Here is a 23,999-nt window from a genome sequence, read left to right as displayed (position 1 = left end):
TCAGGCGCCCTTTCCCTTGACCGCTTCCATGCCCACCGACCTCGGACTGAACGAGGCGAACAGCGCCTGGATGTAAGGCCTGAACATGTGTTCGAGCGCGCCGGCGAACAGGATCACCAGGCCCTGGATGATGACGATCATGTCGCGGCTGATCGCCGGCATTTCGAAGGCAAGTTCGGCGCCGCCCTGATAGAGCATGCCGAACAGGACCGCCGCCAGCACGATGCCGACCGGATGCAGGCGCCCCATCAGCGCCACGGCGATGCCGACGAAGCCGGCGCCGGAGACGAAGTCGATCGCGACATTGTGCTGGTCGCCCATCACCGGATTGAGCGCCATCATGCCTGCCAGCGCGCCCGAGATCATCATCGCGGTGATGATGATGCGGGTTTCCGAAATGCCGGCATAGCGCGCCGCCTTGGGGCTATGGCCATAGGTGCGCATCTCATAGCCGAGCTTGGTGCGCCAGATCAGCAGCCAGACCAGGAAGGCCATGAGCAGCGCCAGCAGGAAGGTGACGTTGAGCGGCGCCGAGCGGATCTTGGCGCCGAACAGTTCGATGATCCAGTTGAGTTTCGGCAGTTCGGCGCCGGCAAGGAAGTTGCGGGTCTGCGGTGCCTGCGACCCCGCCGGCTTCAGCGGTCCGACCAGCAGATACACCATGATCGAGGCGGCGATGAAGTTGAACATAATGGTGGTGATGACGATGTGCGAGCCCCGCTTGGCCTGCAGATAGGCGGGGATCAGCGCCCACAAGGCGCCCACAAGCGCCGAAGCGACGATGGCCATCGGAAATGTCAGCCACCAGGGCAGCACGCTGTCGAACGACAGGCAGACGATGGCGATGCCCAAGCCCGCAATATAGGCCTGTCCCTCGGTACCGATGTTGAACAGGCCGCAATGCGCCGCCACCGCCACCGAAAGCCCGGTGAAGATGAAGGTGGTGGCATAGAAGAGGGTGAAGGCGATGCCGGTCCCCTTGCCGAAGGCGCCCTCGACCAGGATGACGGCGGCGCGGAACGGGTTCTCGCCGACCAGGAGCACGACGAAGCCGGCGACGATGAAGGCCACTGCCAGGTTGATCAGCGGGATCAGCCCATAATCGGCCCAGGCCGGCAGTTTGGCGTATGGCGTGCTCAAAGTGCTGCCTCCTGGCGCTCGACGCCCGCCATCAGCAGGCCAAGCTCGCCCTCGGTCGCTTCCGGACCGCGCTCACCGACGATGCGGCCGGCAAACATCACCAGGATGCGGTCGGAGAGCGAGCGGATCTCGTCGAGCTCGACCGAGACCACCAGCACGGCCTTGCCCTGGTCGCGCATGGCGATCAGGCGCTTGTGGATGAATTCGATGGCGCCGACATCGACGCCGCGCGTCGGCTGGCCGACGATCAGCACGCCTGGATCCTGCTCCATCTCCCGCGCCAGAACGATCTTCTGCTGGTTGCCGCCGGAGAAGTTCGCCGTCTTCAGGCGCGGATTGCCGGGCCGGATATCGTATTTCTCGATCTTGTCCTTGGCGTCGGCCATGATGGCATCGACGTTGAGGAATGGCCCTTTGAGATAGCGGGGGTCGTCGTGATAGCCGAGGATGGAATTCTCGTTCTCCTCGAAGGCCAGCACCAGCCCGACATGGTGCCGGTCCTCCGGCACGTGCGCCAGCCCTCGGTCGCGCAATTCGCCGGGATCGGCGGCACCCGTCAGGTCGATCGGCTTGCCGTCGAGCATGACCGAGCCTGAAACGGCATGCCTGATGCCGGAAATCGCCTCGAGAAGTTCGGATTGGCCGTTGCCGGCGACGCCAGCAATGCCGACGATCTCGCCGGCGCGCAGGTCGAAGGAGATGTCGTCGACCATGGTGACGCCACGCGAATCCTTCACCGTCAGGTTCTTGACCGCGAGCTTGACGGCGCCGGCTTCCGCTTCGCCCTTTTCGACCCTCAGAAGCACCCGGCGCCCGACCATCAGTTCGGCCAGTTCGCCCACCGTCGTCTTGCTGGTTTCGCGCGTCGCCACCATCGTGCCCTGGCGCATAACCGAGACATTGTCGGTGATGGCCATGATCTCGCGCAGCTTGTGGGTGATCAGCACCACCGTCTTACCCTGTTCCTTCAATTGCTTGAGGATGCGGAACAGGTGGTCGGCCTCGGCCGGCGTCAAAACGCCTGTCGGCTCGTCGAGAATGAGAATCTCGGCGCCGCGATAAAGCGCCTTGAGGATTTCGACGCGCTGCTGCAGGCCGACCGGCAGTTCCTCGATGATGGCGTCGGGGTCGACTTCGAGCCCGTATTCGCGCTCCAGCCGCTCGAGTTCCGAGCGCGCCTTGGCGATGCTGCTTTTCAAGAGGGCATCGCTTTCGGCGCCGAGAATGATGTTTTCCAGCACCGAGAAATTGTCGACCAGCATGAAATGCTGGTGCACCATGCCGATGCCGAGCGCGATCGCGTCATTGGGGGTCTTGATCGATGCCGGCTTGCCGCCGACGCGGATTTCGCCGCTGTCGGCCTGGTAGAAGCCGTAGAGGATCGACATCAGCGTCGACTTGCCGGCGCCGTTCTCGCCGACGATGCCGTGGATGGTGCCGCGCGCGATCTCCAGATTGATGTCGCGGTTGGCGCGCACGGCGCCAAAACTCTTGTTGATGCCGATCAGTTCGATTGCGGCTTGCGCCATGCAGCCAGTCCCACTCTTATTTTTTTATCGCTTGGTCAAAATGCCTAGCATGACGCCCCGCCCGTGCCAATTGGCCGGAGCAGTATCCACTCTCGGCAAATCCCGGTGCGCTTGTCAATTTCCAACGTGTCCGCAGGCTTCATATTCGCTAATATGACGGCGTCGAAATTCGCATCACGACGCAAGGCATTGTGGTGCAAGATCAGGGACTGCGAATGATCATGCCCGCCGACCGGCTGACGACGCTGGAAATCCGCGCCGCCGAGCAGGAAAGGACCATCGAGGAACTGTCGGGACAGATCGCCGAGCAGTGGACGGTAATCGAGCGCATGCAGCGCAAGCTCGACGCGCTGACCGATCGCTTCCTGGCGCTGGAGGAGCAGGCGGCGCCCGACGTGCCGGTGACCAAGCCGCCGCATTGGTGAGGACGAGGGGAGGGTACAAGCCATGGTCGGTGAAAGGGATCGTATCGCGCGAGCCGGCGACTACGTGCTCGGCCTGATGAACGATACCGATCGCGAACGGGCCGAGCGCGATCTGGAGATAGACCCTGCCTTCCGCGACGCGGTGCTGCAGCTTGCCGAACGCATGCATGTTTTCGACCGCGCCGAAAAACCTGCCTTGCCTGCCAATCATTGGGCGCTGGTGGCGCAACGCCTCGCCGAGTTGCCACAGATGCGCAGCGTTGGGCTCGGCAATGATGCCAAACCGCGAACGGTGATCCGAAGCCTGTCCCGGTCACCATACGGTGTTGGCGTGCATTCACTTGGCGGCCGGCGCGGATTTGTCGTCGCCATTGTGCTGATTGCGGTCTTCGCGCTTGGCTATCTCGTGGGTCGGCTATAGCCGGAGCTCGCGCGCCACCAACAGCATCGGGTGGCCGTCCTGCTCGAACTGCTCGACGACCACCCAGCCGAGCCCGGTATAGAAATCACGCGCTTCCCAGGTATAGAGGTAGAGCCTCTCCACGCCTATCGACGCAGCATGGGCTTCGACGGCCGCGACCAGTGCACGGCCGATCCCTTTATTGCGGTGGTTGCGATCGACGACCAGGCCGGCCAACCATGGCGTGAGGTCGTGCGCCGGTTCCAATTCGTGGCGAACCAGCAGGCATGTGCCGACCGATACGTCGTCGATCCGGGCCACCAGCGCCGTTTCGAAGCCGTCGCCTGCCAGCAGCGTGCGTAAACCGGCGGCGTCCTCGTCCGGCGTCCTTGCGCTGCCCTCGAAAAAGGCGGCAACGCGCAATCGTGCCACCGCCTCGACGTCGCATTCGGTCATCGGTTCAATGATCGGCGTCACTCCAGCCTCGGTGCTCGTCCGTCAGAGTCTTCCAAAAACAAAACCGCCGGGACAAGGCCCGGCGGTTCGCAAATCGGTGTCTGCCGATCAATAGGGGCAGGCGTTGTCGGTCGTATAGTCGTGCACCTGGATCTTGCCGGCGATGATGTCGGCCTTGGCCTTTTCCACGGCAGCCTTCATCTCGTCGGTCACCAGCGCCTTGTTGTTGTCGTCCATGGCGTAGTCGACGCCGCCTTCCTTGAGGCCGAGATTCTCGACGCCACCCTTGAAGGTGCCGTTCTTGCCATCCATGAAGGCGGTGTAGACGGCAACGTCGACGCGCTTCATCATCGAGGTCAGCACCTTGCCGGGCTGCAGGCCATTCTGGTTGGAATCGACGCCGATGCCGAGCTTGCCGGCATCAGCCGCCGCCTGCAGCACGCCGACGCCGGTGCCGCCGGCCGCGGCGTAGACCACGTCGGAGCCCTGGTCGATCTGCGTCTTGGCGATTTCGCCGCCCTTGGCCGGATCGTTCCAGGCAGCCGGGGTGTCGCCGGTCATATTCTGGATGACGTCGGTCGCGCCGGCCGACTTGGCGCCGCCGACATAGCCGCATTCGAACTTGCGGATCAGCGGGATGTCCATGCCGCCGATGAAGGAGACCTTCTTCGACTTCGATGCCATCGCGGCCATGATGCCGACGAGGTAGGAGCCTTCATTCTCCTTGAACACCAGCGAGCGGACGTTGGGCAGGTCGACGGCATCGTCGATGATGGCGAAGTTGAGATCGGGATATTCGGCCGCGACCTTCTTCAGCGCATCCTCCCAGGCGAAGCCGGCCATGACGATCGGGTTGTGGCCGTCCTCGGCGAAGCGGCGCAGCGCCTGCTCGCGCTGCGAGGCGTTGGACACTTCGAACTCGACATAGGGCGTGCCGGTCTCGGTCTTGAACTTCTCGGCGCCATGGAAGGCAGCCTCGTTGAAGGATTTGTCGAACTTGCCGCCCAGATCATAGAGGATGGCCGGCTGGACATCCGCGGCGAAAGCCGGAAGAACCATTGCGGTTGCGGCCAGGAGGCCGAGAACGATACGTTTCATGTGATCCACACCCTGTCGGTTATTTTTTCCGTTACGCCCCGCCTGCCTGCCCGGTTCTGCGGCAGGCATGCGACGTCAGCCAGGAGTGTATTCCCCTCCCGCTCGGCGGCAATCTGGCACGGCCCGAAACAAAATTCACGCGGAATTTTGACCTTTTGGAAAAGCGTGCCAGGGGCAGCCCGCGCCGCAGCTCGATCTTTGCCGAGCGGCCTTTGCCGATCAGTTGGCGGCGAATTGGTCGGTGCGCCGCTGGCGCCTGTAGCCGATGGCGTAGAGCAGGAAGGCCAGCACCGCGAACACGGCAAATCCCGGCTGGTCGAGCACCCGAGCGATGACGCCATCCCACAAAAGCGGACTGGCCTTGGCGCGGACAAAGGTTTCGAAGGCCGCCCGCGTGTCCGGCGAGACCGCCAGCCAGCTGGCGTTGAGCGGGGTCAGCACAAGCGCCGAAGCCGCCACCGTGCGCGTCGTGTCGATCACCGCCATGATGACGGAGACCGACAGCGCGACCATCGCGGCAAGGCGGAAAATGAAGCGAAACATCCAGGTTCTCCCCCGGCCGATCCTGGTGCTTTCCCAAGGGATCTCCGGCACGTGTCCCGAAACGAGAAATAGAATTTGTCTGGCCCGCCCGCAACCGCGATACGCGAATTTGAAGGTCCGCGCTTCTCCGTCCCTATGCCACAGGCTTGCGCCTGCGCCGATGGACGAGCCAGACGGCGAGAATGCCGCCGGCAATGGCGCCGACCACCAGCCCGGCCAGGCCGATGAAGGCGGCGAAATAGCCGCAGCCGCCCTCGAAGCAGCTCACCTCGGCGACATCGGCGATCACCGAGCCGGCGAAGAAGCCGACCAGGGCACCGATGATGGCGCCGAGAATGATGCCGAGCAAGGCGGCAATGATGGAAACGAAGACCGGCGGCGCTTCGGTTTGCGGCCTGGCGTAGATCCCGGCGCCGGAACCGGGGCGCAGCAGGTAGATGCAAAGCAGGCCGATGCCGATCTCGATGGCGGTGATGCCGAGGCTCCTGGCGGAGAAGACGAATTCCGGCACGGTCAGCACATAGGCCTGTCTCGCCAGCACCCAGACGATGGTGGCGATCTGCCAGATGGTGAAATGGTGGGGGAAACGCCCTGAACGGCCAAAGGCGAGGCCGAGCAGATAAAGCCCCCACAGGATGGTGATGACATTGGCGACGAGCCCGCCAACGAGGTAATAGAAGATCTTGTCGGGCAGGCCGGAATTGCCGACCAGCCACCATGCCGACGCCAGGCCATAGACCGACCACGCCATGACGAAGATGAGCCAGCCCACCGGGACGTAAAAAAGGTCGCCGCCCGGCCGGCCGGCCGGCGCCTGCCCTTTGTCCGGTTGTTCGCTGCTCGATGTCATGTCCGGACTATGCCCCCGCAAAGCCTCTGCCTCACTCGACAGGCGGCCGGCGGCGAAGTCAAGCGCGGCGGCTCTTGCGGCCTTGCCTGTGCACATCATTCGGCGCCGGCGCCCCCGGAAACCGGTGCGGCGACCGCATCGCGAACCGCCATGTGGCCGGCAAAGCGAATAGAGTGCCGTTATGGCTTGGCATTCGGCGCGGGATCGACTAGATGAGCCCCGCGCCTGTTGCTTCGACGGCTCAGGTGCCGGGGAAGGATGTCCGCTGGTTGGGCGGCGTCCATGGCGCGGACATTCCGCGCCGCAGCCCCAAGGAGATGCATCTCCCCAACCCGCGCGGCGAAACCGGCTGGCGCGAAGGCAAGGACGGAGAGGTGGCCGAGTGGTTGAAGGCGCACGCCTGGAAAGTGTGTTTACGGGAGACCGTAACGCGGGTTCGAATCCCGCTCTCTCCGCCAGTCTACAAGGTTTCCGATAAAAACTGATTATAAACAGATTTTCTAAATACCCAGATGACCCGGTGCCCCAACTCGGTGCCCCAACAAAAGGCTACCATCGCATTTCCGTTTCCCAACGTGGATTTATAAAAGTATGGCCCTGACACAAATTCAGACCATCCAATCTCTGGCGGAAGCCTTAACGTGGTTTGAGCGTGAGCTGTCTTGGGGAGTCGACCCTGCAAACCTTGGACATCTAACAGGCCGCATAGGCGAGTTGTTCACCTGCGTACTGACACGAGGCCAGATGGCTCTTGAAGTCAACCAGCGCGGCTATGATGTCGTAAGCGCAGACAATGAACGAATTTCGGTGAAGACGATCACTTCGAGCACGAGCGTTTCCTTCAATCCCAACACGTTCGAGCACGTAGACCGAGTCGTCATCTTGCGGATTAACGTTGGGGATGACAACGGCGTTTCGGTCGAGACCTTGTTGGATTGCACTGCAGCCGAAGCGCGTACTAGCAAACTCAACGAACGGCTTGTCTTCTCAGTCGGAACACAGCGCAGATTTGTACAGCCTGTGGAGCATCTAGCGGTTGTCGATTCCTCCGCCTACGGTCCCTATACGATCAAGCAATATGAGAACGGAACGATCCTAGTTTTCGAAGGCGAAACGAAAATTGAACCCGCAAAGCCTTTGCTGCGTAAAATCGCAAGCGAGATCGGCTTCGATATTCTCAATGATCGCGGCGAACAAAAGAACACTAGGCAGATCGGTGCAGGTATCTTGCGGATGCTTGCGGCACGCGCCTAAGCGCTGTGGCCAAGTTACTTGATGATCACCGGAATTTCTTGACCTGAAAGGCGTCTCGCCAACTCCATCATTACCGCTCTTGCAGTCTCCCCATATCGTGACTGCACCATGATGCATTGGCAGGGCCGCTATCCCCATACTCGCTAGCCGAAGCAGGACGGCAACCAATATGCAGCTTTCGGTGAACATCAGGAGCATAGCGATGTCCTTGCCGAAGAGCGCGTTCGCTATAAGAGCCGCAAAGTGGACCGTGCTCTTTGGATTTGAGGACCCACCCCGGCCTAAGATGGCGGCCACATTACGAAGGGACGAAACATGCGCCGCCAGCTTTCAATAGTTTGCCTACTATGGGCATCGCCGGCAAAACGCGGCAGGGAGGCGGGCACCGGGGGCAAAGATCCCCCGGACACCCTGACGAGATGGCCTCTCAAATCAGTGACCCAAAATTTCAATGGCGACGCTTCTCAGCGAGGGCCGTTCCAACCGCCAATCACCCCGCAAAGCCCACCTACCATCGCGGCCAAATCCAAATGGCCGTCCAGATCGGCTCTCTCGGTGAGCTCAGCGACGCGATGTGCGAGGGCAACTTTATCCCCGTTAAATTTGGATAACGCCGACAACTCCGGGACTGAGGCATATTTGCCAATATCCACGGTGATGTCACCCGTCACACGTCGCAGGAGGGGCTGAGATAGATAGTTTTCAACTTCGCGCCCCTCGGTGATCCAAACATAGCCGCCCATAGCGGAAAGCTCGTCTTTCAGCCGAGTCTTGGTGTCATTCAACTTCATCCGGGGCTTTCGGGCGGGCTTCTTGCCGTCAGCGGGCTTCCCGAAGTGTCTGTCACTGTCCATCAAGATAGCCGCGTTGCGATTCAGAGCCAGCAACGAGATTAGCTTATTGGCATCTTCCGGAGGCATCGCATGCAGATGCGAAAGCAGCTTTCCCCCATAGAACATGATCGAATAGTGGACACCTTCCTTCAACTCATCGTCGGACAAAAGCTCGATCCACTTATTCAGGTAAATGCGATCCGAGGGCCCTTCTACCCAAATCACTCCGTTGGCTTGGAGGATGTCAGAAGCGCGGATGTCTAAATCATCCAGTATGTCGCGGCTGCCATTGTATCCTATGGCCACTTGGGCAGAAGCTGAAGCACCGTCGTGCTTAACGTGGATTATCTGGCTATCACTCCGCTTTGTCGACCAATCAATACCGACTGGTGAGTGAGTAGCTATTATTAGACTGAAGCCGTGTTCCGTCCTGCGCTCGGCCAGGAAATTGAGAAGTCGCCTCAACAGAGCGGGATGAAGATTGTTCTCAGGCTCTTCTACAGATAGAATAATATTCTTCCACGCAATGTCCTCTATTTTAGGAAGGAGCCGTAGCGTACAAAGTATGATGAAGACTGACTTCAAGCTGCTTCCGGACTCGGATAGACGGATGTCGCCCTTATTTTCTTCACGAAGAAATATCTCCCATATCTGATCCTTGTTTTCTCGACAGACGATTTCAGTGAAGTGGCTGTCGCCTCGATAAATTTCATTCAGATCGTGAAGAAGACCGACCTCGACTTCCGCACGAGGGAGATCGTCGCTGTTGATAAACGCCCTCACAAGGTTAGTGACGCCGCGACCGTTCGGCGCGAGTGTTCGACCACTGTCTCGGGGTTCCGGCTGAACGTCGCGCTCCGCTGCCACACGCAACAATCGCACATGCTCAAAAATCCGAGGCAACTGCTGCACCAATAAAGTTCGATGACCATCGGGAATTGCGCCCATTCGCCCGTCGCTAGTTGGCAAATCTGCAAACACGGGTTTCCAATTTGGTCCGAATGCGAGAGTAGCGATGGCGCCAAGAAACTGCTTACCGTAGACCCAGTGGTTGCCTGGAAGCGGGCCTCCCGATGTGTTTTCGGGAAACACCCTGCGAAGCGAAGTCTCATCTACTGCGTGTGATAGATAGGCCGTAAAGGGTCGACCGCCCACATTGTGTTTTGACGCGTCGTATTTCTTCCCTTCTGAAGTGAATAAATCTACTAAATCAATAAAGGATGACTTACCGGAGTTATTTCTTCCAATTAGAATATTAATCGGCTGAAAGCTTAACATCGGGAACATCGTATCGCCAAAGCTTTTAAAGTTTGTGGCAGATATGGCAATCCCAGCCAAAGGATGTTGATTCACGTTAATTTCCCGCCCAAGCCAGAACCTCACGAATTTTCCTAGCCATCATGACTTGCAGACGAGCAGAAGAGAAGCAATCCAAACTCCTATCCTAAACTTAACCACTAATTTCGGGGGGATGGGCCGAAAGCAAAACGCTGCTAAGCGGACATCGACGGCAACTTCACGGCCTCCACAAGCGCCTTCCTAGCCTTCTCAGGGTCTTGCCCGCGTAACCGTGCTGGCTTAGGTCAAGGTTCTTGGCCCGCTCGCTGTCGGTGCGCCCTACCACCCACGCGAAGGTCCACTCGTCAAACCCTGCGCTCCCCGCAAGCATGGCATCAGGTGCCTTGTGCATGAACAGCGGCGAAAGGAGTGGAAATCCACATTGCTCTTGGCTTTGTCGTTCGGGCGTTCATCGACCCCCACCTTACGGCGATACCGCGTGAACTGCTTGGCGGCTGGGTCGGAGCGCGTCTCGCGTGACTTTGGGATCGGCGGCAGGTCGTCAAACAGATAGTCGCTGTCCTCCTTTCCCTCGGTACGCCCGCTCTCCGCCAGACTCCCAATCGCCGATTGATCTCGGTGCCAGCCACAAGCGGTCTAAGGCTTGCAACCTAGAGAGTAGCCCCAGGCCTCAGGGGAACGATCCGCTCCGTCATGAGTTAGCACTTCATGATGTACACCCTGGAGCAAAACGGACGCGGTGCGATGGCCGATCTCATGATCTTGGAACTGGCCAAGGCCAGACAGCGAGTCAAGCGGGCGGAGGTCACCCTCAGGCGCGCCAAGGAAATGCTGGACGAAGATTGCGGGGTGGGAATCAATATTGCGCTCTGCGGCAGGATAAGAGCCGCTCAGCGGCGTGTGATCGAGGCCAGAGAGCGCCTGACGAAGATCGACCCAGCGGCATTGTAGAGCTCCATGATTTTGGGATTGCCGCCCCATGATGATCGCGACCTTCAACCCTGATACCGCCAGAAACGGCGACGTCTATCGCGCTGCAAGGCTTGCGATGCTGACGCAGCAAATGATGCGGCACATAGAGCGCACGGAAGCCTCGGGGCGGAGAGTCGAGCAGATGCTGGCCGCGCTGGCTGAAGCAAACGCGCTCATGCGGTAGGCCGCGTGCCACGGCCGGCGGCGTGGTTGGCTCAAATCCTCCCTTAGATCATCGTCGCGGCCTTCCAGCCAAAGCGTCCATAATTTCCGCGCCCGCATGAAGCCAACCTGTCCCAGGGCAATGGCGCGGCGCATCGTGCGCGTCGTGAGGAACCGGTCGTTGCGCATGGGCTCGATGGCTCGGCAGACCGGCGATTGTTCGGTAGCCGCCGCGGGAAAGCATCGGGCGGACCGCGAGCGGCGCTTGTGCCGGCTCCGGGCAAGGTTGCATAGTCCAACAACGCGACTCAGCGCGCTGTGCGCATCGGCTCGGAGCAATCGTGGTTGGACTTTATGACATCTGGCCCGCTTTTGTGGTCGTCGCGCTGCTTTGGCCGCTTGCGGGCATGCCGCTGTTTCAGCGGGTAGGTTTCGGATCGAACTCCTCCAGGGTGCGGGCAATAGACGGAATGCGAGGCTATCTGGCGCTTGCCGTCGTGCTTCACCACGCCGTCATCTACCATGAAATGCTGGTGACCGGCGCATGGAAGTATCCGCCATCGGCTTTCTATGGCCCGCTGGGACAGGTGGGCGTATCCTTGTTCTTCATCATCTCGGCCTATCTGTTCTGGGGGAAACTGCTGTCGGCAAAGTCCCCCGTGGAATTTCCGACGCTGTTGCTCAAGCGGGCTTTCAGGATCGGGCCTCTCTATGTTGTGGCCGTCGGCACGGCGATGGCTTTGGAGGTCGCCGATGGCGCGATCGACTATTCGGCCTTCGCGACTTACGAGCGGGCATTTTTCAATCTGCTGTTCGGTGTCTTCGGCTACGTTCCGCTTTCGAGTTCCCGCATCTGCGTATTGGCCTGCGTAACCTGGACCTTGCCCTATGAATGGCTGTTCTATTTCAGCCTGCCGATCGCGGCGATATTCAGCCGGCATCCGGTGGCCCGCATAGGCTTGCCAGTCGTTCTCCTGGCTTTTTCAATTCTCATGTCAGTGAACGGAGGCAGCCCCGCCTACGGCTATCTGGGACTTTTCGCGGGCGGAATGTTGTGCGCAACGCTTGAAGCACACGGCCTGCTGGTGAAATGGCATCGGCACGCCTTGTCCGCCGTCGCCCTAGCGATGCTGGTGGGTATCTTCGTCATCTATAAGACCGCCTATGCGCCGGGGCCGATGCTGCTGTGTATTGCCACCTTCTTCCTGGTCGTGACGGGCGCTGATTTCTTCGGTCTACTGACGGCCTCCCGCTCAGTGCGGCTGGGTGAGATCAGCTTTGGCATCTATCTCTTGCAAGGGCTTGCCTTCGTCTCGACATTCTCCATCGCGCCCCTGCGGGCCTTCGCCATGGACAACGCCGCCCAATATTGGCTCGTGATGTTGATTGCGATGGTGCTTCTGGTCCTCATGGCGCTGGTCGCGCATCTTGTGGTCGAAAAGCCGGGCGTCTCGCTGGGAAACCGTCTTGCGGCAGTTCTTCGCCTGTCGACGCAGCGCGAGGTGCGTGAGACGACAGCCGCTGACGCAGGGCAGCCCTGGCGCATCCGGGACGTTTCACAAGACAGTCTGCAGGCCGCGCATAACGCCCAGGAGCGATGATTCCCTGGCCATTTGACCGCCCGGCCTGATTGGCCTGGGCTGGCGTGAACGATGGCGGGCATGGCGATCAGAGCACGACCGCCGCATTTCATATGAAAGCTCCCGGCCTGGAACCTCTTGGCCCGCAGCGCGTTTCACGGCGTCCCGTCCGTGGACCAGCCCGGATATTTCTCCTGGCGCTGCTTATAATCAGGAGCCTGCTTCATGCACGACAAGCTGTTTCATTCACCGGTCGCGGTGACCGTGGGCCTCGGCTTCAAGCGCGAGATTGCCTCGCTGGCCGAAATGCACGATTTCCTGACCGATTGGACGACCTCGCGCCGTGGTCCCCTTTACCGCAATGCCGTCGAGGCGTGTGGCCTTGCGCTGGAAGGCTGTATCACCAGGGACGAGGCGCGCCATGCGCTGGTCGAATTCGCACAAGCAACCGGCATCCTCTGGCCCGAGATCGAGCCGGTCATCGTGGCGCGCGCCGTCGCGCGCGGCTATGGCGGCTACGCCGCCTGAGTTTGAGGCCACCTCCCGGCGTGACGACTAACGCCGCCACCACCGAAAGCCCGGCTTGGCCTTCCCGAGCCGGGCTTCGCTTTATTGCAAGACGATCACAAGGATCGCCGTTGTCCACCAATGATGTTTGCCCAGCGGTGTAGGCGATCAACCTTTCGAATGCGCGCGCCGACGCGTCGGCTTGGGCCTCGTCGGATCGGGCTCTTGCGATGACTGCGCTGCGAGGCGCAGCTCTCTCAGCCTGGCTGTTTTTTCCTCGCGGGCCGCCCGCTCGGCATCGATCACGATCTGCGATTCACGCTTGGCGCGCTCATCGCGCTGGGTGTCGACTTTTGCACGGACCATGTGCTGCTAACTCCATTACGAGCCGGCGTTGGTTTGGAACAAATCGCCGCCTCCACATCTTCCGGCCCCGCATGGTGCAGCGTTGCCGCAGGGGCGGCGATTACAAATGATGGTTGGAAAACTTTTGTCATCGATGTTCCGGGATAGAGAGATGTCAGTCACACCAGCCTGATGAGACAACGAGCGATGCCTCGAATACCTGGTGTCCGTCCTCGTCGCGTACCTTGACGGTGATGGCGGTGTGGTCGTTTTCGATGATCTCGTCGCGGACGATGTCGGGCAGAATACGGATCGCTTCGCGCCTTAGGCGTTCGCGCGTCTCGAAGACCTGGCCGTCATCATCGACCGTCAGACCGTCGCCATTGTAGAGGTCAAGATAATATCGAGGCATGATGGGCTGAACCTCAGACTGATGAAATGGCGAGATGTTCAACCGACAATTCGCGGACCAGCCAGTTGTTCCATCAGAGGCGGCATTTGCGTGGAACAAGCAGCCCTAACAAATGTTAATGCCTGTCAGCGGCGAAAGGCTTAGTGCAGCCGAAGCCGCCTTTGCTTCCGACAGAACAAGATGGCGATCGGCTGCCGAAGCCCTTTCGCCGGAGATTGCGGTGCTTGAATCCCTCTATCTGAACCTGGGGCAGCATGACGCGCTGTCAGACGCCGAGAAGGCGCTGCTAGCCGGCGCCATGACGTTCGAGAGGCATTTCGCCACCGGCCAGGACATCGTCGCATCGGGGCTGATCCTCGACGGGCTGGCGGCGCGCTACAAGGTGCTGGAGAATGGCGGCCGGCAGTTCACCTCTTTGCAGGTGTCCGGCGATTTCGTCGATCTCCACGCTTTCCTGCTCAAGACCATGGATCACGGCATCGTCGCTCTGTCGCCCTGTCATGTCATGTTCGCGGACCATAGCCGGCTTCGCACGATCACCGAGCAGGCGCCGCACCTGACCCGGCTGTTGTGGCTGGACACGCTGGTCGACGGCGCCATCCACCGCGAGTGGATCGTCGCCATGGGGCGGCGCTCCAAGACCTCGCATCTGGCCCACCTCGTCTGTGAGCTCTTCGTGCGGCTGCAGGTGGTGCAGCGGACCAACGGCATGAGCTTTCACCTGCCGCTCTCGCAGGCTGAACTGGCCGATGTGCTCGGCCTGTCGGTGGTGCACATGAACCGGGTTATCGGCGCCTTGCGCAAGGTCGGAGTCGTCAACTGGGCAAACCACACCGTGACCATCCTGGATTGGCACCGGCTGCAGGAAATCGCCGAGTTCGATCCCACCTATCTCAGCATGATGCGGGAGCCGCGCTAAGGTATATCGATATTCAGTTGAGGTCGGGCTGCAAACGATAGCTTTCTGCGCTTCCAGTGCTCACGTACTTAAGTACGCTCCGCTCCGGTTCTCGAAAGCCATCGTTTTCGCCGCGACCTGACCTAAATCTCGACACACCTTGGGCCGATCAGTGCGCCCTCCGATCTTGCAGATTTATGCTGCTTCGGCTGCTACGTTGACCGCCGACTCCGCGATCTTGGTCAGGGCCTCGTCCGTGGCCTTCTCTTCCTTCAGCGTTGCTTCGAGAAGCGTCACGGCTTCGTTCAGGCCGAGTTCGCCGGCCCACGTCCTCAGCGTGCCATATCGTGAGATCTCGTAGTGCTCGACCGCCTGCGCGGCGGCCAGCAGACCGGCATCGAGCGCGGGAGATCCCTTGTACTCGTCCATGATCTCGGCGCCCTCTTCTGTGATACCCATGATGGCCGCACAGGTCTTGCCGACCGGCTTCTTGCCGATCACGCCGAAGACTTTCTCCAGTCTCGCGACGTGGCCCTCGGTCTCGGTGCGGTGCTTTTCGAAGGCGGCCTTCAGCTCGGCGCTTTGCGCGGCCTTGGCCATTTTCGGCAGTGTCGCCAATATCTTCTTTTCGGCGAAATAGATGTCCTTCAGCGTGTCATGAAACAGGTCGTCGAGCATTTTCTGCTTTGCCATGGTCATATCCTCTGATGCGTGAACCCTCAGGCCGACAATCTCCCGCAGGATGATTCGTTCCATCCACGCCGCATAGCGCGGTCGAGCGGTCCAACCCGACAAATCCTCATCGGGACGCCATCTCCCCCGACCCCGACGGGCCGGCAAAAACCTTTATAAAATTCCTATTTCTTTCCGCCCCGCGCCGTCTCGAACCTTTATGGCGATCGGGTCCATATTCCGCATGAGAAAAACGTCGGACGCCGCCAATCGGAATGCGGCGCGCCGTTTTCACGTAATTGCAGGTCTGCTCCGGCAGATGCCGATTAGAAAAATCAAAGCAAGGAACAAGCACAATGGACATCATTGTTCTCGGGATAGGGGTTTTGTTTTTTGCCCTATCCTTGGCCTACGTCAAAGCCTGCGACAGAATTTGAGCTGAAGGATCGAGCCATGCTTTTCGATTACATCCTCGGCGGCGGCGTGACCTTGTTCCTGCTCGCCTACCTCACATACGCCCTCGTTCGTCCAGAACGCTTCTGAAGGCACGGAAAGCCACAGCCATGACACTGAACGGTTGGATACAGATCCTTGTCTTCTGCGGGATCATCGTTTTGCTGACGAAGCCGCTTGGCTTCTACATGCACCGCGTCTTCAACGGCGATCGCACGCTGCTTTCACCGATCTTCGGCCCGCTCGAGCGCGGGCTCTACCGCATTTGCGGCACCAGCGAACGCGAGGAACAGCACTGGACCGCCTATGCGGTGGCTTTGCTGCTCTTCAACCTTGCCGGGTTCCTGGTGCTTTATGGCCTGCAGCGCCTGCAGGGCAGTCTGCCCTACAATCCCGCCGGCATGGGCGCGGTCGACCCGGCGCTCGCCTTCAACACCGCCGCCAGTTTCGTGACGAACACCAACTGGCAGAACTACGGCGGCGAAAGCACGATGTCCTATCTCCTGCAGATGGCCGGGCTGACGGTCCAGAATTTCGTTTCGGCGGCCACCGGCATTGCTATCGCCATCGCACTGATCCGCGGCTTTGCCCGCGCCTCGGGCAAATCGATCGGCAATTTCTGGGTCGATATGACCCGCTGCACGCTCTACGTGCTCCTGCCGCTCTGCATCGTGCTCACCCTGGTCTATGTCTGGCTCGGCATACCGCAGACGCTTGGGCCTTACGTCGACGCCACCACGCTGGAAGGCGCCAAGCAGACCATCGCGCTTGGCCCGGTCGCCTCGCAGGTCGCCATCAAGATGCTTGGCACCAATGGCGGCGGCTTCTTCAATGCCAATGCCGCGCATCCGTTCGAAAATCCCGACGCCATCTCGAACCTGATCCAGATGGTGACGATCTTCGCGCTGGGTGCTGCGCTGACCAACGTCTTCGGCCGCATGGTCGGAAACCAGCGCCAGGGCTGGGCGATCCTGGCGTCGATGGGCGTGCTGTTCATCGCCGGCGTCGCCGTCTGCTACTGGGCGGAGGCCGTGGGCAATCCGCTGGTCCATGCGCTGGGCATCGACGGCGGCAATATGGAAGGCAAGGAAACTCGCTTCGGCATCGCCCTGTCGGCGCTGTTCGCGGTCATCACGACGGCCGCTTCCTGTGGTGCCGTCAACGCCATGCATGACAGTTTCACCGCGCTCGGCGGCATGATCCCGCTCATCAACATGCAGCTTGGCGAGGTCATCGTCGGCGGCGTCGGCGCCGGCTTCTACGGCATCCTGATGTTCATCGTCGTTGCCGTCTTCGTCGCCGGCCTGATGGTTGGCCGCACGCCCGAATATCTCGGCAAGAAGATCGAGGCCAAGGAGGTCAAGATGGCGATGCTGGCCATCCTGTGCCTGCCGCTCGCCATGCTGATCTTCACGGCGATCGCCGTCGTCCTGCCGAGCGCCGTGGCCTCGATGGCCAATGGCGGTCCGCACGGCTTCTCCGAGGTGCTCTATGCCTACACTTCGGCGGCGGCGAACAACGGTTCAGCCTTTGGCGGCCTCAGCGGCAACACGCCCTGGTACAACATCACCATCGGCATCGGCATGTTGATGGGCCGCTTCCTGGTCATCATCCCGGCGCTCGCCATCGCCGGCTCGCTGGCGGCGAAGAAGACCGTTCCGGCTTCGGCCGGCACCTTCCCGACCGATGGGCCGCTGTTCGTCGGGCTGCTGATCGGCGTCATCGTCATCGTCGGCGGTCTCACCTTCTTCCCGGCGCTCGCCGTCGGGCCGATCATTGAGCACCTCGCGATGATCCATGGGCAAACCTTCTGAGGCGACCATGCCCTTGTTCAGCAGCAAGCGTCGCAAGACCCGGCCGCCGGCCGGCAGCGAGGGGGAGGCAAAGCCTCCTCCCTTCCCGACCGTGTCTACGTTCCTGGGCATTGCGGCCGTCATGATCGTGATCTGGCTGCTGGTCTATGGCCCACCCTTTTCGGCATCCAATCACCCGGTGCCGCCCAACAACACTGAAGCCGGAGCTTCAAAATGAGCCAGTTAAAATCAACCGCGATCATGGATGCCCGCATCCTGTGGCCCGCCATTGGCGGTGCCTTCCGCAAACTCGACCCGCGCACGCTGGCCCGCAACCCGGTGATGTTCGTTGTCGCCATCGTCTCGGCGCTGACGACGGTGCTGTTCGTCAGGGACCTCATCACCGGCGGCGGCGACCTGCGCTTCACATTGCAGATCATCATCTGGCTGTGGTTCACGGTGCTGTTCGCCAATTTCGCCGAGGCCGTCGCCGAGGGGCGCGGCAAGGCGCAGGCGGATTCGCTGCGCAAGGCGCGCACCGAGACCCAGGCCAAGCTCCTGGCCGGCGAGGATAGGAGCAAGTTCAAGCTGGTGCCCGGCACCAGCCTGAAGGTCGGCGACATCGTCCTGGTCGAAGCCGGCGACATCATCCCGTCCGACGGCGAGGTGGTGGAGGGTGTGGCCTCGGTCAACGAGGCGGCCATAACAGGCGAATCCGCGCCGGTGATCCGCGAATCCGGCGGCGACCGCTCGGCGGTGACCGGCGGCACGCAGGTGCTGTCCGACTGGATGCGCGTGCGCATCACCGCCGCCGCCGGCCACACTTTCCTCGACCGCATGATCTCCCTGGTCGAAGGCGCCGAGCGCCAGAAGACGCCGAACGAGATCGCGCTCAACATCCTGCTGGTCGGCATGACGCTGATCTTCGTGCTGGCCACGGCCACCATCCCGAGCTTTGCGTCCTATTCCGGCGGCTATATCTCGGTGACCGTGCTCGTCGCCCTGTTCGTCACCCTGATCCCGACCACCATCGGCGCGCTGCTGTCGGCCATCGGCATCGCCGGCATGGACCGCCTGGTGCGCTTCAATGTGCTGGCCATGTCGGGCCGTGCCGTCGAAGCCGCCGGTGACGTCGACACGCTGCTGCTCGACAAGACCGGCACGATCACGCTCGGCAACCGCCAGGCGACCGAGTTCCGCCCGGTCAAGGGCGTCACCGAACAGGAACTGGCCGACGCGGCGCAGCTCGCTTCGCTCGCCGACGAAACGCCGGAGGGCCGTTCGATCGTCGTGCTGGCCAAGGAGAAATACGGCATCCGTGCCCGCGACATGGCGACATTGCACGCCACCTTCGTACCCTTCACCGCGCAGACCCGCATGAGCGGCGTCGACATTGACGGTTCCTCGGTGCGCAAGGGCGCGGTCGATTCCGTGCTCGCCCATGTCAACCAGACGACCGTGGCCAGCCACGCGACACGGCCGAACAGCGACTCGGTTCGGGATCTGCAGGCGATCGCCGACGAGGTCGCCAAGTCCGGCGGCACGCCGCTGGCGGTGGAGCGCGACGGGCGGCTGCTCGGCATCGTCCACCTCAAGGACATCGTCAAGGGCGGCATCCGCGAGCGTTTTGCCGAGCTGCGCAAGATGGGCATCCGCACGGTGATGATCACCGGCGACAATCCGATGACGGCGGCGGCCATCGCGGCGGAAGCCGGCGTCGACGATTTCCTGGCCCAGGCCACGCCCGAGGACAAGCTCAAGCTGATCCGCGACGAGCAGGCCAAGGGCAAGCTGGTCGCCATGTGCGGCGACGGCACCAACGATGCGCCGGCGCTCGCGCAGGCCGATGTGGGCGTCGCCATGAACACCGGCACGGTCGCCGCGCGCGAAGCCGGCAACATGGTCGATCTCGACAGCGACCCAACCAAGCTCATCGAGATCGTCGAGATCGGCAAGGCGCTGCTGATGACGCGCGGCTCGCTGACCACCTTCTCTATCGCCAACGACGTGGCCAAGTATTTCGCCATCATCCCGGCCATGTTCGCCGTCTTCTACGTCGCGCCGGGCCAGACCACCGGTCCGCTGCAGGCGCTCAACATCATGCATCTGGCGACGCCGCAGAGCGCCATCCTGTCGGCCATCATCTTCAACGCGCTCATCATCATCGCGCTGATCCCGCTGTCGCTGCGCGGCGTCAAATACCGGGCGATCGGCGCCGGTGCGCTGCTCAGCCGCAACCTTCTCGTCTACGGCCTGGGCGGCATCATTGTGCCGTTCGTCGGCATCAAGATAATCGACATGGCCGTCACGGCCCTTGGCCTTGCATAAGGATCATTCCGATGCTCAAGCAAATCAGACCCGCGATCGTCATGATCGTCTTCTTCACCGTGCTGACCGGCCTGGTCTATCCGCTGGGCATGACCGGCATAGCGCAGGCGCTGTTCCCGCGTCAGGCCAATGGCAGCCTGATCGAGAAGGACGGCAAGGTCATCGGCTCCGAGTTGATCGGCCAGGCCTTCGCCAGCGACAAGTATTTCCACGGCCGGCCTTCGGCGGCGGGCAATGGTTACGACGCCACGGCCTCCGGCGGCAGCAATCTTGGCCCGACCAACCCCAAGCTGATCGACCGCATCAAAGGCGACGCCGAGAAGCTGAAGGCGGAGAATCCGAACCAGCCTGTGCCGATGGACCTGGTGACGACGTCGGGCAGCGGCCTTGATCCGCAGATCAGCCCGGAAGCCGCCTATTTCCAGGTTCCGCGCGTCGCCAGGGCAAGGGGCATCGACGAAGCCAAGGTCAAGGCGCTTGTCGACGGCCAGGTCGAGAGCAGGGAACTCGGCTTCATGGGAGAGCCTGTTGTCAACGTGCTGGCGCTCAACCTGGCGCTGGACGCCGCCAAATAGGTGATGGCGAGGGCCGGGGATCGACAGCATCCCCGGACCTCTCCATGATCGATCCTGATGCCGGACGACAGAAGCAACGAAAACCGACCTTCCCCCGACGCGCTGCTCGAGCATGCCGAGCGGGAGGGACGCGGCCGCCTGCGGATATTCCTCGGCGCTGCCCCCGGTGTCGGCAAGACGTACGAAATGCTGATGTCGGGCCGAGCCAGGCTGGCCGACGGCATCGATGTGGTGATCGGCGTTGTCGAGACGCATGGCCGCCGGGAAACCCAGGCGCTGGTCGAGGGCTACGAAGTCATCCCCCGCCGCAAGGTCGACTACAAAGGACGCGCCCTCGACGAGATGGACATCGACGCCATCCTCGCCCGGCGCCCCGCATTGGTTCTCGTCGACGAACTTGCCCACACCAACGCGCCCGGCAGCCGCCATCCCAAGCGCTATCTCGACGTCCAGGAGATCCTGGCGCGCGGCATCGACGTCTACACGACGCTCAACATCCAGCATGTCGAAAGCCTGAACGACGTCGTCGCGCAGATCACGCGGGTCAGGGTGCGCGAGACGGTTCCCGATTCCATCATCGACCAGGCCGACGATGTCGAGATCATCGACCTGACGCCCGACGACCTGATCAAGCGGCTGGAAGAGGGAAAGGTCTATTTCCCCAACACGGCGCAGCGCGCCATCGAGAACTATTTCTCGTCGGGCAATCTGACGGCGCTGCGCGAACTGGCGCTGCGCCGCACCGCCCAGCGGGTCGACGAGCAATTGCTCAATCACATGCAGTCGCATGCCATCCAGGGCCCGTGGGCGGCCGGAGAGAGAGTGCTCGTCTGCGTCGACGCGCGTCCGGGCGGTGCGGCCCGCATCCGCTACGCGCGCAGGCTGGCCGACCGGCTTCGCGCGCCATGGACGGCGCTGCATGTCGATACGCCGCGCTCGGCCGGCATGTCCGAGGAAGACAAGGACCGGCTCGCCACGCTGATGCGCCTTGCCGAGCAGCTCGGCGCCGAGGTGACGACCATTCCCGGCCAGAATGTCGCGCAGGACATTGTGCGCCATGCAACGGCGAACAATTTCACCCATATCGTGGTCGGCCGGCCGACCCGGTCGCGCTGGCGCGAACTGATCGAGGGCTCGCTCACCTATGATTTGATCCGCAATGCCGGCGATATCAGCGTCCACGTCATTTCGGGGACCGAGCGGGATGCCGAGGCGACCTCCAGAAGGGTCAAGGCGGCGGCCGAGCAGAAGCAATTCCAGATCTGGCCCTACCTGCTCGCCACCACCTATGTCGCGGGTTCATTGGCCGTCAGCGCCGTCCTCGACCAGTTTCTCGACGTCCGCAATCTGGCGATCGTCTTCCTCCTGGCGGTGCTGACATCGGCGGTGGCCGGCGGTCTTTGGCCGGCGCTCTATGCATGCTTCCTCAGCGCCCTTGCCTTCAACTATTTCTTCCTCGAGCCGCGCTACACGCTGACGATCCGGGATCCCGAGAGCATCGTGGCGCTCGCCGTCTTCCTTGCCGTGGCGGTGATCGCCAGCAATCTCGCCGCGCGCATGCAGCGCCAGGCCGTCGCCGCCCGCTCGCGGGCACGGGCCACCGAGGATATCTACCTCTTCTCCAAGAAGCTCGCCGGCGCCGGCACACTCGACGACGTGCTGTGGGCCACCGCCTTCCAGATCGCCTCGATGCTGAAGCTGCGCGTCGTGCTGCTGCTGCCCGAAGACGGCACCATTACCGTCAAGGCAGGCTATCCGCCGGACGACACGCTGGCCGAGGCCGACATCGCTGCAGCCCGCTGGGCCTGGGAACACAACCGCGCCGCCGGGCGCGGCGCCGACACGCTGCCTGGCGCCAAGCGTCTTTATCTGCCTTTGCGGACCGGGCGCACGGCGATCGGTGTCGTCGGCCTCGACAATGACAAGCAGGGCCCGCTGCTGACGCCCGAGCAGCAGCGCCTGCTCGACGCGCTGGCCGACCAGGCGGCGGTGGCGATCGAACGCATCCAATTGGTCGCCGATGTCGACCGCGCCAAGCTCGCGGCCGAAGCCGACCGGCTGCGCTCTGCCCTGCTGACCTCGATTTCGCATGATCTGAAAACGCCGCTCTCGGCGATCATGGGAGCGGCCGGCACGCTCAAGGAATTCGCGCCGGATCTGCCCGAGCAGGACCGTGCGGAGCTGCTGTCGACGGTGATCGACGAATCGGAACGGCTGAACCGCTTCATCGCCAATCTGCTTGACATGACCAAGATCGAGTCCGGGGCGATGGAGCCGAACTATGCCTTGCACTATGTCGGCGATATTGTCGGCACGGCGCTCAACCGCGCCCGCAAGATCACCAGCGAACACAAGATCGAGGTCGATATTCCGCCCGAATTGCCGATGCTGAAGCTCGATCCCGTGCTGTTCGAGCAGGTTCTGTTCAACCTTCTCGACAACGCGTCGAAATATTCGCCGTCCGGCTCGACGATCCGCGTGCAGGGATGGGCCGACAATGGATCCGTCATCGTGCAGATCATGGATGAGGGGCCGGGCATTCCGGCGCATGACTTGGAACGTGTGTTCGACACGTTTTACCGGGTGCGCAAGGGCGATCAGGTGCGCGCCGGCACGGGCCTTGGCCTGTCGATCTGCCGCGGCTTTGTCGAATCGATGGGCGGCACCATCTCGGCCGCCAACCGGACCGACCGCCCAGGGGCCGCGTTCACCATCAGGATGCCGGTGCCGACTGAAGCGCCCGATGTCGGCAATCGCGGCGAGACCAGCTTGGATCGGCCTGCATGACAAATTCGAATGTCAGGATACTGGTCGTCGATGACGAGCCGCCGATCCGCAAGCTGCTTCGTGTCGGCCTCGGCAGCCAGGGCTATGCGATCAGCGAGGCGCCGAACGCCAAGGTGGCGATCGAGCTGATGGAACAGGAAAAGCCGGATTTGGTGCTGCTCGACCTCGGCCTGCCGGGCATGGGCGGCCATGAACTCCTGCGCAAATGGCGGGACGAGGGCCTCGACATTCCCGTCGTCATCCTCTCCAGCCGCACCGACGAGGCCGGCATCGTCAATGCGCTCGAACTCGGCGCCGACGATTATGTCACCAAGCCGTTCGGCATGAACGAACTGGTGGCGCGCATCCGCGTGGCGTTGCGGCACAAATTTCAGCAACAGGGCGAGAAGCCTGTGTTCCAGAGCGGCGACCTCAGCGTCGATCTGGTCAAGCGCATCGTCAAGGTCGAGGGCAAGGAGATCAAACTCTCGCCGAAGGAATACGACATATTGCGCATCTTGGTGCAGCATGCCGGCAAGGTGCTGACCCACCATTTCATCCTGAAGCAGATCTGGGATGATTCGACCGACGTGCAGTATCTCCGGGTCTATGTCAGGCAGCTCCGGCAGAAGATCGAGAAGATCCCCGATCAGCCGCGCTACATCACCACCGAGACCGGTGTCGGCTATCGGCTGCGTGTCGATTGACA

At 61.7% G+C, this 23,999-nt stretch carries 25 protein-coding genes and 1 tRNA gene; 16 read left to right on the top strand and 10 right to left on the bottom strand.

The genetic code is table 11. The features are described 5' to 3' along the window. Both ACLGL5_RS34980 and ACLGL5_RS34975 read right to left on the bottom strand, forming a co-directional pair. Positions 1–1,140 (bottom strand): ABC transporter permease, encoded by a 1,140-nt coding sequence (locus ACLGL5_RS34980; protein ID WP_019861158.1) that lies wholly within the window; start codon positions 1,138–1,140, stop codon positions 1–3. Then, positions 1,137–2,669 (bottom strand): ABC transporter ATP-binding protein, encoded by a 1,533-nt coding sequence (locus ACLGL5_RS34975; RefSeq protein WP_010911453.1) that lies wholly within the window; start codon positions 2,667–2,669, stop codon positions 1,137–1,139. The genes ACLGL5_RS34980 and ACLGL5_RS34975 overlap by 4 nt, the downstream gene beginning before the upstream one ends. Positions 2,670–2,887: 218 nt before the next feature. On the opposite strand from ACLGL5_RS34975, the gene ACLGL5_RS34970 reads away from it, so the two are divergent. After that, positions 2,888–3,094 carry a SlyX family protein gene (locus tag ACLGL5_RS34970; RefSeq protein ID WP_169627215.1) on the top strand — a complete coding sequence of 69 codons (207 nt, stop codon included), beginning with the start codon at positions 2,888–2,890 and terminating at the stop codon, positions 3,092–3,094. A gap of 22 nt (positions 3,095–3,116) precedes the next feature. Continuing rightward, positions 3,117–3,515, top strand: a complete 399-nt coding sequence (locus ACLGL5_RS34965) for a hypothetical protein (RefSeq protein WP_069093119.1) — start codon at positions 3,117–3,119, stop codon at positions 3,513–3,515. Here ACLGL5_RS34965 and ACLGL5_RS34960 read toward each other — a convergent pair. The 4 genes from ACLGL5_RS34960 to ACLGL5_RS34945 all read right to left on the bottom strand — a co-directional run bounded on the left by ACLGL5_RS34960 (position 3,510) and on the right by ACLGL5_RS34945 (position 6,441). Then, positions 3,510–3,971 carry a GNAT family N-acetyltransferase gene (locus ACLGL5_RS34960; RefSeq protein WP_032931642.1) on the bottom strand — a complete coding sequence of 154 codons (462 nt, stop codon included), beginning with the start codon at positions 3,969–3,971 and terminating at the stop codon, positions 3,510–3,512. The two genes, ACLGL5_RS34965 and ACLGL5_RS34960, sit on opposite strands and share 6 nt — an antisense overlap. Before the next feature lie 87 nt (positions 3,972–4,058). Beyond that, positions 4,059–5,048: a BMP family lipoprotein gene (locus tag ACLGL5_RS34955; protein ID WP_010911449.1), complete on the bottom strand. Its 990-nt coding sequence runs from the start codon at positions 5,046–5,048 to the stop codon at positions 4,059–4,061. Positions 5,049–5,267: 219 nt separating this feature from the next. Beyond that, positions 5,268–5,591, bottom strand: a complete 324-nt coding sequence (locus tag ACLGL5_RS34950) for a hypothetical protein (RefSeq protein WP_069093118.1) — start codon at positions 5,589–5,591, stop codon at positions 5,268–5,270. Between the two features lie 133 nt (positions 5,592–5,724). Beyond that, the gene (locus tag ACLGL5_RS34945; RefSeq protein ID WP_245307234.1) at positions 5,725–6,441 is read right to left on the bottom strand and encodes a hypothetical protein; all 717 of its coding nucleotides are present in this window, start codon (positions 6,439–6,441) and stop codon (positions 5,725–5,727) included. 368 nt (positions 6,442–6,809) lie between these two features. On the opposite strand from ACLGL5_RS34945, the gene ACLGL5_RS34940 reads away from it, so the two are divergent. Together ACLGL5_RS34940 and ACLGL5_RS34935 are read left to right on the top strand one after the other, a co-directional pair. Then, positions 6,810–6,899 (top strand) — tRNA-Ser (locus ACLGL5_RS34940). Between the two features lie 133 nt (positions 6,900–7,032). Beyond that, complete coding sequence (locus ACLGL5_RS34935) at positions 7,033–7,695, top strand: DUF6998 domain-containing protein (RefSeq protein ID WP_069093116.1); 663 nt, start codon at positions 7,033–7,035, stop codon at positions 7,693–7,695. 464 nt (positions 7,696–8,159) lie between these two features. Here ACLGL5_RS34935 and ACLGL5_RS34930 read toward each other — a convergent pair whose 3' ends face one another. Then, positions 8,160–9,911, bottom strand: coding sequence for an ATP-dependent nuclease (locus ACLGL5_RS34930; RefSeq protein WP_494372848.1), 1,752 nt, complete (start codon positions 9,909–9,911; stop codon positions 8,160–8,162). A gap of 624 nt (positions 9,912–10,535) precedes the next feature. On the opposite strand from ACLGL5_RS34930, the gene ACLGL5_RS34925 reads away from it, so the two are divergent. From ACLGL5_RS34925 to ACLGL5_RS34910, 4 genes are all read left to right on the top strand, one after another. Beyond that, positions 10,536–10,778 carry a hypothetical protein gene (locus ACLGL5_RS34925; RefSeq protein ID WP_069093115.1) on the top strand — a complete coding sequence of 81 codons (243 nt, stop codon included), beginning with the start codon at positions 10,536–10,538 and terminating at the stop codon, positions 10,776–10,778. 28 nt (positions 10,779–10,806) lie between these two features. Then, entirely contained in the window at positions 10,807–10,983 is a 177-nt protein-coding gene (locus ACLGL5_RS34920; protein ID WP_171903313.1) for a hypothetical protein, read from the top strand. A 319-nt stretch (positions 10,984–11,302) separates the two neighbouring features. Continuing rightward, the gene (locus tag ACLGL5_RS34915; RefSeq protein ID WP_038649548.1) at positions 11,303–12,562 is read left to right on the top strand and encodes an acyltransferase family protein; all 1,260 of its coding nucleotides are present in this window, start codon (positions 11,303–11,305) and stop codon (positions 12,560–12,562) included. Between the two features lie 204 nt (positions 12,563–12,766). Continuing rightward, on the top strand, positions 12,767–13,069 hold the full coding sequence (locus tag ACLGL5_RS34910; protein ID WP_038649545.1) for a DUF982 domain-containing protein: 303 nt from the start codon (positions 12,767–12,769) through the stop codon (positions 13,067–13,069). A gap of 147 nt (positions 13,070–13,216) precedes the next feature. Here ACLGL5_RS34910 and ACLGL5_RS34905 read toward each other — a convergent pair whose 3' ends face one another. Both ACLGL5_RS34905 and ACLGL5_RS34900 read right to left on the bottom strand, forming a co-directional pair. After that, positions 13,217–13,414 (bottom strand): hypothetical protein, encoded by a 198-nt coding sequence (locus tag ACLGL5_RS34905; RefSeq protein WP_038649543.1) that lies wholly within the window; start codon positions 13,412–13,414, stop codon positions 13,217–13,219. A gap of 154 nt (positions 13,415–13,568) precedes the next feature. Then, positions 13,569–13,805, bottom strand: a complete 237-nt coding sequence (locus ACLGL5_RS34900; RefSeq protein WP_019861147.1) for a DUF6894 family protein — start codon at positions 13,803–13,805, stop codon at positions 13,569–13,571. Between the two features lie 220 nt (positions 13,806–14,025). On the opposite strand from ACLGL5_RS34900, the gene ACLGL5_RS34895 reads away from it, so the two are divergent. Beyond that, positions 14,026–14,724 (top strand): Crp/Fnr family transcriptional regulator, encoded by a 699-nt coding sequence (locus ACLGL5_RS34895; RefSeq protein WP_069093530.1) that lies wholly within the window; start codon positions 14,026–14,028, stop codon positions 14,722–14,724. A gap of 174 nt (positions 14,725–14,898) precedes the next feature. Here ACLGL5_RS34895 and ACLGL5_RS34890 read toward each other — a convergent pair whose 3' ends face one another. After that, a complete protein-coding gene (locus ACLGL5_RS34890; protein ID WP_027047390.1) occupies positions 14,899–15,396 on the bottom strand; it encodes a YciE/YciF ferroxidase family protein in 498 nt (165 codons plus the stop codon). Between the two features lie 432 nt (positions 15,397–15,828). Here ACLGL5_RS34890 and kdpF point away from each other — a divergent pair, with 432 nt between their 5' ends. The 7 genes from kdpF to ACLGL5_RS34855 are packed head-to-tail and all read left to right on the top strand — an operon-like array spanning position 15,829 to position 23,997. After that, positions 15,829–15,918 carry a K(+)-transporting ATPase subunit F gene (kdpF, locus tag ACLGL5_RS34885; protein ID WP_019861144.1) on the top strand — a complete coding sequence of 30 codons (90 nt, stop codon included), beginning with the start codon at positions 15,829–15,831 and terminating at the stop codon, positions 15,916–15,918. A gap of 20 nt (positions 15,919–15,938) precedes the next feature. After that, positions 15,939–17,642, top strand: coding sequence for a potassium-transporting ATPase subunit KdpA (gene kdpA / locus ACLGL5_RS34880; RefSeq protein ID WP_069093114.1), 1,704 nt, complete (start codon positions 15,939–15,941; stop codon positions 17,640–17,642). Between the two features lie 7 nt (positions 17,643–17,649). Beyond that, positions 17,650–17,859, top strand: a complete 210-nt coding sequence (locus ACLGL5_RS34875) for a hypothetical protein (protein WP_064980853.1) — start codon at positions 17,650–17,652, stop codon at positions 17,857–17,859. Beyond that, positions 17,856–19,949 carry a potassium-transporting ATPase subunit KdpB gene (kdpB, locus tag ACLGL5_RS34870; RefSeq protein ID WP_069093113.1) on the top strand — a complete coding sequence of 698 codons (2,094 nt, stop codon included), beginning with the start codon at positions 17,856–17,858 and terminating at the stop codon, positions 19,947–19,949. The genes ACLGL5_RS34875 and kdpB overlap by 4 nt, the downstream gene beginning before the upstream one ends. A gap of 11 nt (positions 19,950–19,960) precedes the next feature. After that, the gene (kdpC, locus tag ACLGL5_RS34865; protein ID WP_019861140.1) at positions 19,961–20,524 is read left to right on the top strand and encodes a potassium-transporting ATPase subunit KdpC; all 564 of its coding nucleotides are present in this window, start codon (positions 19,961–19,963) and stop codon (positions 20,522–20,524) included. Between the two features lie 57 nt (positions 20,525–20,581). Continuing rightward, on the top strand, positions 20,582–23,311 hold the full coding sequence (locus ACLGL5_RS34860; RefSeq protein WP_069093112.1) for a DUF4118 domain-containing protein: 2,730 nt from the start codon (positions 20,582–20,584) through the stop codon (positions 23,309–23,311). Beyond that, positions 23,308–23,997 (top strand): response regulator transcription factor, encoded by a 690-nt coding sequence (locus ACLGL5_RS34855; protein WP_038649532.1) that lies wholly within the window; start codon positions 23,308–23,310, stop codon positions 23,995–23,997. Before ACLGL5_RS34860 ends, ACLGL5_RS34855 begins: the two co-directional genes overlap by 4 nt. The last annotated feature ends 2 nt before the right edge of the window (positions 23,998–23,999 follow it).

It is taken from the genome of Mesorhizobium sp. U510, assembly GCF_059180695.1.
Note: the sequence above shows the minus strand (reverse complement) of the source record. Positions and strands in the feature narration are given on the sequence as shown.

Coding starts and splice junctions, on each gene's coding strand:
- ACLGL5_RS34925 (WP_069093115.1), top strand. CDS start 10,536: ATGATGTACACCCTGGAGCAAAACGGACGCGGTGCGATGGCCGATCTC.
- ACLGL5_RS34935 (WP_069093116.1), top strand. CDS start 7,033: ATGGCCCTGACACAAATTCAGACCATCCAATCTCTGGCGGAAGCCTTA.
- ACLGL5_RS34910 (WP_038649545.1), top strand. CDS start 12,767: ATGCACGACAAGCTGTTTCATTCACCGGTCGCGGTGACCGTGGGCCTC.
- ACLGL5_RS34950 (WP_069093118.1), bottom strand. CDS start 5,591: ATGTTTCGCTTCATTTTCCGCCTTGCCGCGATGGTCGCGCTGTCGGTC.
- kdpC (WP_019861140.1), top strand. CDS start 19,961: ATGCTCAAGCAAATCAGACCCGCGATCGTCATGATCGTCTTCTTCACC.
- ACLGL5_RS34905 (WP_038649543.1), bottom strand. CDS start 13,414: ATGGTCCGTGCAAAAGTCGACACCCAGCGCGATGAGCGCGCCAAGCGT.
- kdpB (WP_069093113.1), top strand. CDS start 17,856: ATGAGCCAGTTAAAATCAACCGCGATCATGGATGCCCGCATCCTGTGG.
- ACLGL5_RS34855 (WP_038649532.1), top strand. CDS start 23,308: ATGACAAATTCGAATGTCAGGATACTGGTCGTCGATGACGAGCCGCCG.
- ACLGL5_RS34875 (WP_064980853.1), top strand. CDS start 17,650: ATGCCCTTGTTCAGCAGCAAGCGTCGCAAGACCCGGCCGCCGGCCGGC.
- ACLGL5_RS34900 (WP_019861147.1), bottom strand. CDS start 13,805: ATGCCTCGATATTATCTTGACCTCTACAATGGCGACGGTCTGACGGTC.
- kdpF (WP_019861144.1), top strand. CDS start 15,829: ATGCTTTTCGATTACATCCTCGGCGGCGGCGTGACCTTGTTCCTGCTC.
- ACLGL5_RS34965 (WP_069093119.1), top strand. CDS start 3,117: ATGGTCGGTGAAAGGGATCGTATCGCGCGAGCCGGCGACTACGTGCTC.
- kdpA (WP_069093114.1), top strand. CDS start 15,939: ATGACACTGAACGGTTGGATACAGATCCTTGTCTTCTGCGGGATCATC.
- ACLGL5_RS34860 (WP_069093112.1), top strand. CDS start 20,582: ATGCCGGACGACAGAAGCAACGAAAACCGACCTTCCCCCGACGCGCTG.
- ACLGL5_RS34920 (WP_171903313.1), top strand. CDS start 10,807: ATGATGATCGCGACCTTCAACCCTGATACCGCCAGAAACGGCGACGTC.
- ACLGL5_RS34945 (WP_245307234.1), bottom strand. CDS start 6,441: ATGACATCGAGCAGCGAACAACCGGACAAAGGGCAGGCGCCGGCCGGC.
- ACLGL5_RS34975 (WP_010911453.1), bottom strand. CDS start 2,669: ATGGCGCAAGCCGCAATCGAACTGATCGGCATCAACAAGAGTTTTGGC.
- ACLGL5_RS34955 (WP_010911449.1), bottom strand. CDS start 5,048: ATGAAACGTATCGTTCTCGGCCTCCTGGCCGCAACCGCAATGGTTCTT.
- ACLGL5_RS34890 (WP_027047390.1), bottom strand. CDS start 15,396: ATGGCAAAGCAGAAAATGCTCGACGACCTGTTTCATGACACGCTGAAG.